This window comes from Micromonospora sp. NBRC 110037 (assembly GCF_001652995.1).
In the GTDB taxonomy this organism is placed as follows: domain Bacteria; phylum Actinomycetota; class Actinomycetes; order Mycobacteriales; family Micromonosporaceae; genus Micromonospora; species Micromonospora chalcea.
Window position 1 is genome coordinate 615,131 of sequence record NZ_BBVA01000002.1, and the last position, 14,702, is coordinate 629,832.

At 76.4% G+C, this 14,702-nt stretch carries 1 protein-coding gene; it reads left to right on the plus strand.

What is annotated here, in order from left to right; all coding sequences use genetic code 11:
• The first annotated feature begins 40 nt into the window (after positions 1–40).
• Positions 41–14,686, plus strand: a complete 14,646-nt coding sequence (locus tag A4R25_RS02335) for a type I polyketide synthase (RefSeq protein WP_064445426.1) — start codon at positions 41–43, stop codon at positions 14,684–14,686.
• The last annotated feature ends 16 nt before the right edge of the window (positions 14,687–14,702 follow it).

Sequence of the window (14,702 nt, forward strand, 5' to 3'; positions counted from 1 at the left end):
GGCATGTCGCACACCTCGAACCCCGATACGGAGTGGCCCGATGCCCACTGAGGCAGAGTTCCTCGACTACCTCCGGCGTGCCACTGCCGACCTGCGCGACGCGCGCCGGCGGGTACGCGAGGTGGAGGCCAAGGACCGCGAGCCGATGGCCGTCATCGGCATGGCGTGCCGGTTCCCGGGCGGGGTGTCCAGCCCGGCCGAGCTGTGGGACCTCGTCGACCGGGGCGGCGACGGGGTGGGCGACTTCCCGACCGACCGGGGCTGGGACCTGGAGCGGCTCTTCAACGTCGACCCGGACAACCCGGGCACGTCGACCAGCAACCAGGGCGGCTTCCTCTACGACGCGCCACAGTTCGACCCGGGCTTCTTCGGCATCAGCCCCCGTGAGGCCCTGGCGATGGACCCGCACCAGCGGCTGCTGCTGGAGACCTCCTGGGAGGCGTTCGAGCACGCCGGCATCGACCCGCAGGCGCTGCGTGGCAGCCGGACCGGCGTCTTCGCCGGGGTCATGTACCACGACTACGCGTCGCGGGTGCTGGACCTGCCCGACGGCGTCGAGGGCTACATCGGCACCGGCAACTCCGGCAGCGTGGTGTCCGGCCGGGTGGCGTACGCCTTCGGGCTGGAGGGCCCGGCCGTCACTGTGGACACGGCATGCTCGTCGTCGCTGGTCGCCGTGCACCTCGCGACGCAGGCGCTGCGCCAGCGGGACTGCGACTTCGCGCTCGCCGGCGGTGTGACGGTCATGTCCACCCCGGGCACGTTCGCCGACTTCTCCCGCCAGCGGGGCCTGGCCTCCGACGGCCGGTGCAAGTCGTTCGCCGCCGCCGCCGACGGCACCGGCTGGTCCGAGGGCGTCGGCGTGCTGCTCCTGCAACGGCTCTCCGACGCCCGCCGCGACGGCCGGCGCATCCTCGCCGTCGTCCGGGGCAGCGCGGTCAACCAGGACGGCGCCAGCAGCGGACTCACCGCCCCCAACGGCCCGTCGCAGGAGCGGGTGATCCGGCAGGCCCTCGCCAACGCCCGGCTCTCGCCGGCCGACGTCGACGTGGTCGAGGCGCACGGTACCGGCACCACCCTCGGCGACCCCATCGAGGCGCAGGCGCTGCTGGCCACGTACGGGCAGGACCGGGGCGACGGCGGGCCGCTCTGGCTGGGCTCGGTCAAGTCGAACCTGGGTCACACCCAGGCCGCCGCGGGCGCCGCCGGCCTGATCAAGATGATCGAGGCGATCCGCCACCGCACCATGCCCGCCACCCTGCACGTCGACGAGCCGTCCCCGCACATCGACTGGTCCGCCGGGCAGGTCTCGCTGCTGACCGAGGCGCGCGCGTGGTCGGCCACCGACCGGCCGCGCCGGGCCGCCGTGTCGTCGTTCGGCATCAGCGGTACGAACGCGCACGTCATCCTGGAGGAGGCGCCCGGCGACGACGCCCCGTCCACCGACGAGGCACCCTCCGCCGTCGACGCGCCGGTCGCGCTCCCGCTCGCCCCGGTGTTCCTCTCCGCCCGTACGCCCGAGGCGCTCGCGGGGCAGGCCGGCCGCTGGGCCGACCACCTCGCCCGCGTCGACGCCCCACGTCCGGTGGATGTCGCGGTCTCCTCGGTCAGCCGCGCGGGGCTCGAACACCGCGCGGTCGTCCTGGCCGGCGACGCGGACGACCTGCTCGCCGGGCTGCGGGCCCTCGCCGCGGGCGAGCCGACCGGCGCCGTCATCACCGGCGCGTCGGCCCCGCGTGGCCGGGTGGCCTTCCTCTTCTCCGGCCAGGGCGCGCAGCGCGCCGGTATGGGTCGCGGGTTGTACGGGGCGTTCCCGGTGTTCGCCGCCGCGTTGGACGAGGTGTGCGGTCACCTGGATCCGTTGTTGCCGCGTCCGTTGCGGGAGGTGCTGTTCGCGTCGGAGGGCACGCCCGGGGCGGAGTTGCTGGATCAGACGGTGTTCACCCAGGCGGGCCTGTTCGCGGTCGAGGTGGCGTTGTTCCGCCTGGTGGAGTCGTTCGGTGTGGTGCCGGACCTGGTGGCCGGGCACTCCATCGGCGAGATCGCGGCGGCGCATGTGGCGGGCGTGCTCTCCCTGGCTGACGCGTGTGCGCTGGTCGCGGCGCGGGGTCGGCTCATGCAGGTCCTGCCGGCGGGCGGCGGCATGCTCGCCGTGGCCGCCGACGAGGCCGCGGTGGCCGCCTCCCTGGCGGGGCTGACCGGCCGGCTGGACCTGGCCGCCGTGAACGGCCCCGCCGCCGTGGTGGTCGCGGGCGACGTCGAGGCGCTCGACGAGGTGCAGCGGGTGTGGTCCGAGCGGGGTGTGCAGACCCGCCGCCTGCGGGTGAGCCACGCCTTCCACAGCGCCCGGATGGACCCGATGCTGGCCGAGTTCGCGGCCGTCGCCGAGGGGCTGACGTTCCGGCCGCCGACGATCCCGGTGGTGTCGAACCTGACCGGCCGCGTCGCCGACGCCGACCAGCTCTGCGACCCGGGCTACTGGGTGCGCCACGTACGCGGCACCGTTCGCTTCGCCGACGCCGTCGACTGCCTGCGCGCCGAGGAGGTCGACACCTACCTGGAGGTGGGACCGAACGGCGTCCTCACCGCCATGACGCAGAACTGCCTCGCCGAGCGCGCGGAGGACGAGCCGGCGCCCCTGCTGGTGCCGGTGTCGCGCCACGACCGGCCTGAGCCGCAGGCCCTCCTGGAGGCCCTCGCGTCGCTGCACGTGCACGGCCGCGCCGTCGGCTGGGCGGGCCTGCTCGACCGGGCCGGCGGCCGGCACGTCGACCTGCCGACGTACGCCTTCGAGCACCAGCGCTACTGGCTGGAGCCGGCGGGCCGCTGGACGGACGTCTCCGGTGCCGGCCTCGGCGCGGCCGGGCACCCGCTGCTCGGCGCGGCGGTCTCCGTGGCCGGTGAGGACATGGTGGTGCTGACCGGCCGGCTCTCGACGTCGACGCACGCGTGGCTCGCCGACCACGTCGTCTCCGGCGCGGTGATCGTGCCGGGCGCTGCCCTGGTGGAGTTGGCGGTGCGGGCGGGTGACGAGGTGGGTGCGTCGCGGGTGCGGGAGTTGACCGTGGCCGCGCCGCTGGTGCTGCCGCAGGCGGGTGCGGTGCGGGTGCAGGTGCGCGTCGGCGCGGCCGACGAGGCGGGCGTGCGTGTGGTGGCCGTGCACTCGCAGCCCGAGGGTGATCCCGAGGCGGAGTGGGTTTCGCACGCGGAGGGTGTGCTGGAGCCGGCGTCGGCCGACGAGCCGGGCGTGGGGGAGTGGCCGCCGGTCGACGGTGTCGAGGTGGACGTGGCGGGCTGGTATCCGGCCCTGGCCGAGCGTGGCCTGTCGTACGGGCCGGTGTTTCGGGGGCTGCGCCGGGTGTGGGCGTGCGGCGACGAGGTGTTCGCCGAGGTGGTGTTGCCGGACGAGGTGGCCGGTGACGCCGCGGGGTTCGGCGTGCACCCGGCGCTGCTGGACGCCGCGCTGCACCCGATCGGGCTGCTGTCCGGCTCGGAGGGCTCGGGCGGGGCGCGGGTGCCTTTCGCGTTCGAGGGTGTGCAGGTGTGGGCCTCGGGTGCGCGGGTGCTGCGGGTGCGGTTGACCCGCAACGGCTCCGCGGTGCGCCTGGTCGCGTGCGACGAGTCGGGCGCGGCCGTGGTGTCGGTGGACACCCTCGCCCTGCGCGAGCTGACCGGGGTGTCGGCGTCCCCGGACGCGTCGGCCCGGTCGCTGTTCGAGGTCGCCTGGCAGGCCCAGGAGGTCGCCCCGGCCGGGGACGCCTCCGGGTGGGCGCTGCTCGGCTCGCCCGCCGCCGGCCTGCCGGCCGTCGCTGAGCTGCCGGTGTACGCCGACGTCGAGGCGGTCGCCGTGGCGTCGGGTGTGGCGCCGCGTCTGTTGCTGGTGCCGGCGGGTGGCCTGCGCCGGGCCCTGCACGCCGAGACGGAACCTGCTTCGGTCTCCGGTGAGATGCCCGCCGCCGTCGACAATGGCCCCGAGTCGGTGCGGGCGGCGACGTCGCAGGTGCTGGCGACGGTGCGGTCCTGGCTGGCGGCGGACGCGCTGGCGGAGTCGCGGTTGGTGGTGGTGACCCGGGGTGCGGTGTCGGTCGGGGACGGAGACCGGGTCACCGACCTGGCCGCAGCGGCGGTCTGGGGTCTGCTGCGATCGGCGCAGTCGGAGCATCCGGGTCGCATCGTCCTGGCGGACGTCGACGGTGACGTGGACGCCGGGCTGCTGGCTGTGCTGACTTCGGTGGCCGACGAGCCGGTGACGTTCGGTGGTCAGGTCGCGGTGCGCTCGGGTGAGGTGTTCGTGCCGCGCCTGGTGCGCGCGGTAGCGTCCTCGTCGGCGGACGGTGCCGTGGTGGGTGACGGTGCGGTGCTGGTGACCGGCGGTACGGGTGCGTTGGGTGCGTTGGTGGCGGAGCATCTGGTGTCGGCGCACGGGGTGCGGTCGCTGGTGCTGGTGTCGCGGCGTGGTCCGGAAGCCGCCGGTGCGGGCGAGCTGTCGGAGCGGTTGTCCGCGTTGGGTGCGTCGGTGCGGGTGGTCGCCTGCGACGTGACGGACCGGGACCAGGTGTTCGGGCTGGTCGGTGAGGTTTCCGCCGAGGGTCGGCTGGCGGGTGTCGTGCACACCGCCGGCGTCCTGGACGACGGTGTCGTGGAGGGGCTGACGGCGGCGCGGCTGGCCGGGGTGTTGGCGCCGAAGGTGTCGGCGGGTTGGTTCCTGCACGAGGCGACGGCGGGTCTGGATCTCGACTTGTTCGTGGTGTTCTCGTCGGTGGCGGGTGTGTTGGGTTCGCCGGGTCAGTCGGCGTACGCGGCGGGTAACGCGTTCCTCGACGGGCTTGCGGTCCACCGGCGGCAGCTCGGGTTGCCTGCGGTCAGCCTCGCCTGGGGCATGTGGGACACCCCCGGCATGGCCGCGTCCCTCGACGAGGCGGACCGGGCGCGATCGACCCGGGGCGGCATCACCGCGATGAGCGCCGAGACCGGGCTGCGGCTGTTCGACGCCGCCCTGACCGCCGGCCGGCCGGCCCTGGTGCCCGCCGTGATCGACCTGGCCGCCCTCCGGGCCGCTGCCGGCGCCGGCCTGGTGCCGCCGATGCTTCGTAACCTGGTCGGTACGACCACGACCCGCCGCCAGGCGGGACAGGGCACCACCTGGGCGACCCGCATCGGCGGCCTGACCGCCGACGAGGCGCGCGCCCAGCTCGACGTGCTGGTACGCGGCCTCGTCGCGCAGGTGCTCGGGCACGGCGGGGCGGAAGCCGTGCCCGCCGACCGGGCGTTCCGGGAGTTGGGCTTCGACTCGCTGACCGCCGTCGACCTGCGTAACCGCGTGAACGCGGCCACCGGCCTGCGGCTGCCCTCGACGCTCGTATTCGACTACCCGACGCCGCAGGCGCTCGCCGCCCATGTGCACGCCGAACTGGCCGGCGCCGCAGGTCGCCCCGCCGCGCCGGGCGCGCGGACCACCACCCGCGCCGACGAGCCGCTCGCGATCGTGGGCATGGCCTGCCGCTACCCGGGCGGCGTCGAGACGCCCGACCAGCTGTGGGCGCTGCTGGCCGCCGGCGGGGAGGGGATCGGGGAGTTCCCCACCGACCGCGGGTGGGACCTGGAGAGCCTGTTCGACCCCGACCCCGACCACCCCGGCACGTCGTACACCCGCCACGGCGGTTTCCTGTACGACGCCGGCGCGTTCGACCCCGCCTTCTTCGGCATCTCGCCCCGCGAGGCCCTCGCCATGGACCCCCAGCAGCGGCTGCTGCTGGAGGCGTCGTGGGAGACGTTCGAGTCGGCCGGGCTGGACCCGCAGCGGCTGCGGGGCAGCCGGACCGGTGTCTTCGCCGGCGTCATGTACCACGACTACGCCTCCCAGCTGATGGAGCTTGCCGACGAGGTCGAGGGCTACGTCGGCACCGGCAACTCCGGCAGCGTCCTGTCCGGCCGGGTCGCCTACACGTTCGGCCTCGAAGGCCCGGCGGTCACCGTCGACACCGCGTGCTCGTCGTCGCTGGTGGCGTTGCACCTCGCGGCGCAGGCGCTGCGGTCGGGTGAGTGTGATCTGGCGTTGGCCGGTGGTGTGACGGTGATGGCCACGCCCGGCACGTTCGTGGAGTTCTCCCGGCAGCGGGGTCTGTCGCAGGACGGCCGCTGCAGGTCGTTCGCCGCGTCGGCCGACGGCACGGGCTGGTCCGAGGGCGTCGGCGTGCTGCTCGTGCAACGACTCTCCGACGCGCAGCGGGAAGGCCGGCGCATCCACGCCGTCCTGCGCGGCACGGCCGTCAACCAGGACGGCGCGTCGAACGGGCTCACCGCCCCGAACGGCCCGTCGCAGCAGCGCGTGATCCACCAAGCCCTCGCGAACGCCCGCCTGACCCCGGCCGACGTGGACGCCGTCGAGGCGCACGGCACCGGCACGACGCTGGGTGATCCGATCGAGGCGCAGGCTCTGCTGGCCACGTACGGGCAGGAGCGTCCCGTCGACCGGCCGCTGCTGTTGGGGTCGGTGAAGTCGAACATCGGGCACACGCAGGCCGCCGCCGGTGTGGCTGGTGTGATCAAGATGGTCATGGCGATGCGGCACGGCCTCGTCCCGCCGACCCTGCACGTGGACGGGCCCTCCCCGCACGTCGACTGGACCGCCGGGGCGGTCGCACTCGCCACCGAGCCCACCCCCTGGCCGGCCGTGGACCGGCCGCGTCGGGCGGCGGTGTCGTCGTTCGGGATCTCCGGCACCAACGCGCACGTCATCATCGAGCAGCCGCCCGCCGAGACAGCCGGCGCGCGGCCCACCGACCGGCCGCGCGCCGACGTCGTACCCCTCGTGCTCTCCGCCGTGGACGCCCCGGCGCTACGCGACCAGGCGGCCCGGCTGAAGGCGCACCTCGCGGCACACCCGGAGCTGGCGCCGGCCGACGTCGCGCACGCCCTGGTCACCACCCGGGCCACGTTCGACCACCGCGCCGTCGTCCTCGGCCGCGACACCGTCGACCTGACGCGGGCCCTGGAGTCGTTCCACCTCGGCGAGGCCACCGCCGCCGTCACCGGCGTCGCGGCGCGCGCCGCCGACCCGGTCCTCGTCTTCCCCGGCCACGGCGACCCGTGGCCCGCCGCGACCGTCGAGCTGCTGGACCGGGCACCGGAGTTCGCCACCGCGATCGCCGCCTGCGAGGCGGCCCTCGCCCCCCACGTGGACTGGTCGCTCGCCGCCGTGCTGCGCGGCGCGGACGGCGCTCCCACCCCGGCCGAACCCGGGGTGGCGCCGGCCGTCCGGTGGGCCGTGGCCGTCTCGCTGGGACGCTGGTGGCGCTCCCTCGGCGTACGACCCGCCGCCGTGCTCGGGCACGCTCACGGCGCGCTCGCGGCCGCCTGCGTGGCCGGCGCGCTGTCGCTGGAGGACGCGGCGAGGACGATCGCCCTCGCCAGCCCAGCGGAGGACGGCCCGGACGCGCTGGCCGGGATCACCCTCCGGGCGGCCGACGTGCCGCTGTACTCGGCGACGACCGGCGGCCCGGTCGACACCGACGGCCTCGACGCCGCCCGGTGGTATCGGGACCTGACCACCGACGCCGACGCCGAACCGGCCGTACGCGCCCTGCTCGACCAGGGCCACCGGGTCCTCCTCGAGGCTGCCCCGGCGACCGTGCTCGCCGCCGGCATCCGCGAGAGCGCGCGGGCCGACGACGCCGTCGTGGTGGCCGCCGACGACACCGTGGCCGGCGGCTGGCAGCGCATGCTGACGGTCCTCGCCGGACTGCACGTGCACGGCGTGCCCGTCGACTGGACGGCGATCCTGGGCGCCCCCACCGGCCCGCCGCCCCCGCTGCCCACGTACGCCTTCCAGCGCCGGCGCTACTGGCCGCAGCCGACGGCGGCGACCGCCCCCGCCCCCGCCGGCACCGACGAGGCGGACCGGCGCTTCTGGGAGGCCGTGGAACGCGCCGACGCGTCTGCGCTGGCCGCCGCCATGCGCATCGACGAGGCCACGGTCAGCTCCCTCGACCCCGCGCTGCCGCTGCTCTCCTCCTGGCGCCGGCGCCGCCGCGACGAGTCCACCGTGGACTCGTGGCGCTACCGGGTGACCTGGAAGCCGCTGGCCGTCAAGCCGGAGGCCACCCTCGCCGGCACGTGGCTGCTGGTCGTGCCGGCCGCCGAAGCCGAGCACCCCCTGGTCGACGGCGTCGCCCGGACGCTGGGCGAGGGCGGGGCCGAGGTCGTCCGGATCGACGTGCCGGAGACGGGCCGGCCGGTGCTGGCCGAGCGGCTGGCGCGTACCGGCGGGCCCGTCGCCGGGGTGCTCTCCCTGCTCGGCCTGGACGACGCGCCGCACCCGGCCCACCCGGTCGTCCCGGCGGGTCTCGCCGCCACGTACGCCCTGGTCCAGGCCCTCGGCGACACCGGCGTCACCGCCCCGCTGTGGTGCGCCACCGCCGGCGCGGTCTCGACCGGCCGCGCCGACCAGCTCGACCGCCCCCGCCAGGCGATGCTCTGGGGGCTCGGCCGGGTGGTCGCCCTGGAGCACCCGGACCGCTGGGGCGGACTGCTGGACCTGCCCGCCGAGCTGGACCCCCGGGACCGGGCCCGGCTCGTGGCGGTGCTGGCCGGCGTCGACGCGGAGGACCAGCTGGCGCTGCGCCCCTCCGGGGTGTTCGCCCGGCGACTGGTCCGCGCCCGCGCCGAGCGCACCGCGACGCAGGACTGGCGTCCCGCCAGCGGCGCCGTCCTGGTCACCGGCGGCCTCGGGTCCATCGGGGCCCAGGTGGCGCGCTGGCTGGCCCGCGAGGGCGTGGGTGAGCTGGTGCTGACCGGCCGCCAGGGCCCCGCCACGCCCGGCGCCGACGAGCTGGCCGACGAACTGCGCGCCGCCGGCGCCACAGTCACCATGGCCGCCTGCGACGTCGCCGACCCGGCCGCCGTACGGGCCCTCGTCGAGCGGCTCGCCGGGCAGGGCACCCACATCGGGGCCGTGTTCCACACCGCCGGCGTCGCCCACGCCGCGCCCGTCGCGGCCACCGACGTCGCCGACCTCGCCGACGCCCTGCGGGCCAAGGTGGCCGGCGCGGTCAACCTCGACGAGGCGTGCGGCGACGAACTGTCGGCGTTCGTGCTCTTCTCCTCCGGCGCGGGCGTCTGGGGCGGCGGGCACCAGGGCGGCTACGCCGCCGCCAACGCCTTCCTCGACGCGCTCGCCGAGGACCGGCGACGGCGCGGACGGGCCGCCACCGCCGTCGCCTGGGGTGCCTGGGACGGCGGCGGCATGGTCGACGCCGAGGGCGCCGCCGACCAGATGTTCCGCTCGGGCGTCCGGGCCATGCGCCCCGACCTCGCGGTCTCCGTCCTGGCCGAGGCGCTCGACCACGGCGACACCACGCTCACCGTGGCGGACATCGCCTGGGACCGGTTCCTGCAGACCTACACGCTGGCCCGCCCCCGGCCGCTGATCGCCGACATCCCCGAGGTGGCCCGGCTGCTCGCGGCCGGGCAGCGCGACGGCGGCACGCCCGACGCGGCGTCCCCGCTCCGCGGCCGGCTGGCCGGCCTCGCCGCACCGGAACGCCGTCGGGTCCTGCTCGACCTCGTACGCGTCCACGCGGCGGCGGTGCTGCGCCTGTCCTCGCCGCAGGCGCTGGCGGCGGACCGGTCGTTCCGGGAGATCGGCTTCGACTCGCTCAGCGCCGTCGAGATGCGCAACCGCCTCGCCGAGGCGGTGGGACTGAACCTGCCGGCGACCCTGGTGTTCGACCGCCCGACGCCCGACGCCCTCGCCGAGCACCTGGCGGGCAGGCTCGCGGGCGACGACACCCCGGCGACCGAGCCCGTGCGGGCCGCCACCGCGCTGGACGAGCCGATCGCCATCGTCTCGATGAGCTGCCGCTACCCCGGCGGCGTCGCCGGCCCCGAGGACCTGTGGCGACTCGTCGCCGAGGGACGCGACGGCATAGCGGAGTTCCCGACCGACCGGGGCTGGGACCTGGCAGCCATCTACGACCCCGATCCCGACCGGCCCGGCACCTCGTACGTGCGCGAGGGCGGCTTCCTCACCGACGCCGCCGGCTTCGACGCCGCCCTGTTCGGCATCTCCCCGCGTGAGGCGATGGTGATGGACCCGCAGCAACGGGTGCTGCTGGAGAGCGCCTGGGAGCTGTTCGAGCGGGCCGGCACCGCGCCCGCCGACATGCGGGAGACCAACACCGGCGTCTTCGTCGGCACCAACGGCCAGGACTACGCGACGCTGCTGATGGCCGCCCGGGTCGAGACCGAGGGCTACCAGGCCACCGGCAACGTCGCCGCCGTCATCAGCGGTCGGCTGGCGTACCACTTCGGGTTGCAGGGGCCCGCCGTCAGCGTCGACACCGCCTGCTCGTCGTCGCTGGTGGCGCTGCACCTGGCCTGCCAGTCCCTGCGGCAGGGCGAGTGCGACGTCGCGGTTGCCGGCGGCGTGACGGTGATGGCCACCCCCGGCCCGTTCCTGGAGTTCGCCCGGCAACGGGGGCTCGCCCTCGACGGCCGGTGCAAGTCGTTCGCCGGGGCCGCCGACGGCACCGGCTGGGGCGAGGGCGTCGGCTTGGTGATGTTGCAGCGGCTCTCCGACGCCCAGCGCGACGGCCGGCGGATCCTCGCCGTCGTGCGCGGCTCGGCGATGAACCAGGACGGCGCCAGCAACGGCCTGACCGCCCCCAACGGGCCCGCGCAGGAGCGGGTGATCAACCAGGCGCTGGCCAACGCGCGGCTGAGCGCCGCCGACGTGGACGCCGTCGACGGGCACGGCACCGGCACCCGGCTCGGCGACCCGATCGAGGCGCAGGCCCTGCTGGCCACGTACGGGCGGCAGCGCCCCGCCGACCGGCCGCTCTGGCTCGGCTCCGTGAAGTCGAACATCGGCCACACCCAGGCCGCCGCCGGCGTCTCCGGCGTGATCAAGATGGTGCTGGCCCTCCAGCACGACCTGCTGCCGCCCACCCTGCACGTGGACGAGCCGTCGCCGCACGTGGACTGGTCGTCCGGTGCCGTCGCGCTGCTGACCGAGGCGCAGCCGTGGCCGGACGTGGACCGGCCGCGCCGCGCCGGCGTGTCGTCGTTCGGGGTCAGCGGCACCAACGTGCACGTGATCCTCGAACAGGCGCCCGCCACGCCCTCGGCCGACACCGCCGCCCCCCGTCCGGCCGGCGCCGCCGCGCCCACGACCAGCTCCAGCCGCGGCACGCTCGGCGCCGCCGACGGGACGCCGCTGCTGCCGTGGGTCGTATCGGCGGACACCGCCGACAGCCTGCGGGCGCAGGCGGCCCGGCTGGCCGACTGGCTGCCGGGCAGCGGAACACCCGCGGCCGACGCGGCCCGGGCACTGGCCACCGGACGGTCCCCGCTGCGGCACCGCGCGGTGCTGCTCGCCGCCGACGCCGACGCCGCCCTCGCCGGCCTGCGGGCCCTGGCGGCCGGGCAGGACCACCCCGGGCTCACCCGGGGCGCCGCCGAGCCCGGCGGCGCGCTGGCGGTGCTCTTCTCCGGCCAGGGCGCGCAGCACGCCGGGATGGGCCGACGCCTGTGGGAGACGTTCCCCGTCTTCGCGGCGACCCTCGACGAGGCGTGCCAGCACCTGGACGCGTACCTGCCGCGGCCGCTGCGCGGGGTGCTGTTCGCCGAGCCCGGCACCGCCGAGGCCGACCTGCTCGACCAGACCGTCTTCACCCAGGCCGGGCTCTTCGCCGTCGAGGTGGCGCTGTTCCGGCTGCTCGAACACTGGGGGGTCCGGCCCGACTTCGTGGCCGGGCACTCCGTCGGGGAGATCAGCGCGGCCCACGTCGCCGGAGTGCTCGACCTGGCCGACGCCTGCGCGCTCGTCGGCAACCGGGGGCGCCTGATGCAGGCCCTGCCACCCGGCGGCGGGATGCTCGCCGTCGCCGCGCCCGAGGTCGACGTGCTGCGGGCCCTGTCCGGCACGCCGGGACAGCCCGCCGTCGCCGCCGTCAACGGGCCGGCCGCCGTCGTCGTCGCCGGCGCCGAGGACGTGCTGACCGAACTGGCCGCCCACTTCGCCGACCTCGGCGTACGCACCAAGCGGCTGCGGGTCAGCCACGCCTTCCACAGCCCGCTGATGGAGCCCATGCTCGCCGAGTTCGCGGCCGTCGCGGCGACCCTGTCGTACGCCCCGCCGACGGTGCCGCTGGTGTCGAACCTGACCGGCACGGTCGTCGACCCCGAGCAGCTCTGCACACCCGACTACTGGGTCCGCCACGTCCGCGAGGCGGTGCGCTTCGCCGACACCGTCACCCACCTGCACTCCCACGGGGTGACCCGGTTCCTGGAGATCGGGCCGGACACCGTGCTGACCGCCCTGACCGCCGACGCGCTGCCGGTGGACGCGCCGGTCGTCGTGACCGGCGTGCAGCGGCCCGGCCAGGACGAGGTGGCCACCCTGCTCGGCGCGGTGGCCCGGCTGCACTGCCACGGCGTGCCCGTACGCTTCCCGGCACTGCTGCCCGGCGCCGCCGCCCCGGTGGACCTGCCCACGTACGCGTTCGCCCACCAGCGGTTCTGGCCGACCCTCGACGCGGCGGCGACCCACACCCCCGCCGCCGCGCACGACGACGTCGACTCGGCGTTCTGGCGGGCCGTGGCGTCCGGCGACGGCGACGCGCTCGCCGGCCGGCTCGGCCTCGACGCGGACCGGCCGCTGCGGGAACTGCTGCCGGAGCTGAACCGGTGGCGGCGCCAGCAGCAGGAGGACACCCTCGCCGGCGGCTGGCGCTACCGGATCACCTGGCGCCCGCGGGCTCTCGTCGCGGGTGCCGTCGACGGCACGTGGACCCTGGTGCACAGCGGTACGGACCAGCCGGTCGTCGACCGGCTCGCCGAACTGCTCACCGCGCGGGGCGGCACCGTGCGGCAGCTCGCCGTCGACCCGGCGACGACCGACCGGAGCACGCTCGCCGGGCAGCTCGCCGCCGCGGCGCCCACCCGGATCGTGTCGCTGCTCGCCCTCGACGAGCGGGCGCACCCCGACCGCTCGGCCGTGCCGCTGGGCCTGACCGCGAACCTGGCCCTGGTGCAGGCGGTCACGGACGCCCTGCCACCGGTGCCGCTTTGGCTGCTCACCCGGCAGGCCGTGGCCACCGGCGCCGACGACCCCGTAGCCCACCCCGCCCAGGCCACCACGTGGGGCCTCGGCCTGGTGACCGCGCTGGAACACCCCCGGCACTGGGGGGGCCTGCTGGACCTGCCCGCCACCCTGGACACCGCCGCCGCCGAGGGAGTCCTGGCGGCCCTCACCGCCGCCGGCGACGAGGACCAGCTCGCGGTGCGTGACTCCGGGACGTACCTGCGGCGGCTGGAGCGCGCGCCCCGCGCCGAGGCGCCGGCCGGCTGGCAGGCGCCGGGCACCGTCCTGGTCACCGGCGGCACCGGCGCCGTCGGCCGGTACGCCGCCGGCTGGTTCGCCCGGCACGGCGCGCGGCGGCTGCTGCTGGTCAGCCGGCGCGGCGCGGCGGCCCCCGGCGCGGACGAGGCGGTGGCGGAACTGGCCGCCCTCGGCGCCGAGGCGCGGGTGCTGGCCTGCGACCTGGCCGACCGGGACGCGGTCGCCGACCTGGTCCGTGGCCTGCGCGCCGACGGTGAGGCCGTGCACGCCGTGGTGCACGCCGCCGGGGTGGGCCGGCTCAACCCGGTCGCCGCCGTGACCGAGGCGGAACTCGCCGACGTCGTCTCCGGCAAGATCGCCGGCGCGCGGCACCTCGACGAGTTCCTCGACCCGGAGGCGCTCGACCTGGTCGTGCACTTCTCCTCCATCGCGGCCGTCTGGGGCGTCGGCGACCACGGGGCGTACGCCGCCGGCAACGCCTTCCTGGACGCCTGGGCGCAGTCCCGGCCGGCCGGGCGGGCCCGGCACCTCTCGGTGAACTGGGGACCGTGGGCCGGCGGCGGCATGGTGACCGACGCGCACGCGGCGGCCATGAGCCGGCGCGGGGTGTCCCTGCTCGACCGGGAACCGGCGATGGCCGCCCTGCGCGCCGGCCTCGACGGCGACGACACCGCCCTCACCGTCGCCGACATCGACTGGGAACGCTTCGCGCCGGTGTTCGCCTCCGCCCGGCCCCGGCCGCTGATCAGCGAGATCGCCGAGGTGGCCGCCCAGGCCGCGGCGGCGCGCGCCGACGCCGAGGACGGCGACCAGGTCGCCGGCGAACTGCGCAAGCGGCTCGGCGAGTTGTCGCAGGCCGAACAGGCACGGCTGCTGGTCGATCTCATCCGCACCGCCGCGGGCGAGGTCATCGGCCACGACAGCCCGTACGCCGTGGAGGCCGGGCGGCCCTTCCGGGACCTCGGCTTCGACTCGCTCACCGCCGTGGAGCTGCGGGGCCGGCTGGCCCGCTCGACCGGCCTCAGCCTGCCCAGCTCGGTGGTGTTCGACCACCCGACCCCGCAGGCGCTGGCCGAGCACCTGCGGGCCGAACTGCTCGACGAAGCGTCGGTCGAGGCGCTACCCACCCTCGCGGAGCTGGACCAGTTGGAGGGCGCCCTCGCGCTGCGCGACCCGGACGACATCGGCCGGGTGCGGATCACGATGCGCCTGCACAGCCTGCTCGAACGGCTCGGCGCCGCCGAGGAACGCCGGGAGGACACCGCCGAGGTGGCCGGCCGGCTGCGGGCGGCCAGCAACCAGGAGCTGTTCGACCTCATCGACCAGGACCTCGGGCTCTCCTGAGCCGCCCGGGGATCTG

What these genes read in the sequence shown, in the direction of transcription:
- A4R25_RS02335 (WP_064445426.1), top strand. Translation starts at nt 41, where the DNA reads ATGCCCACTGAGGCAGAGTTCCTCGACTACCTCCGGCGTGCCACTGCC.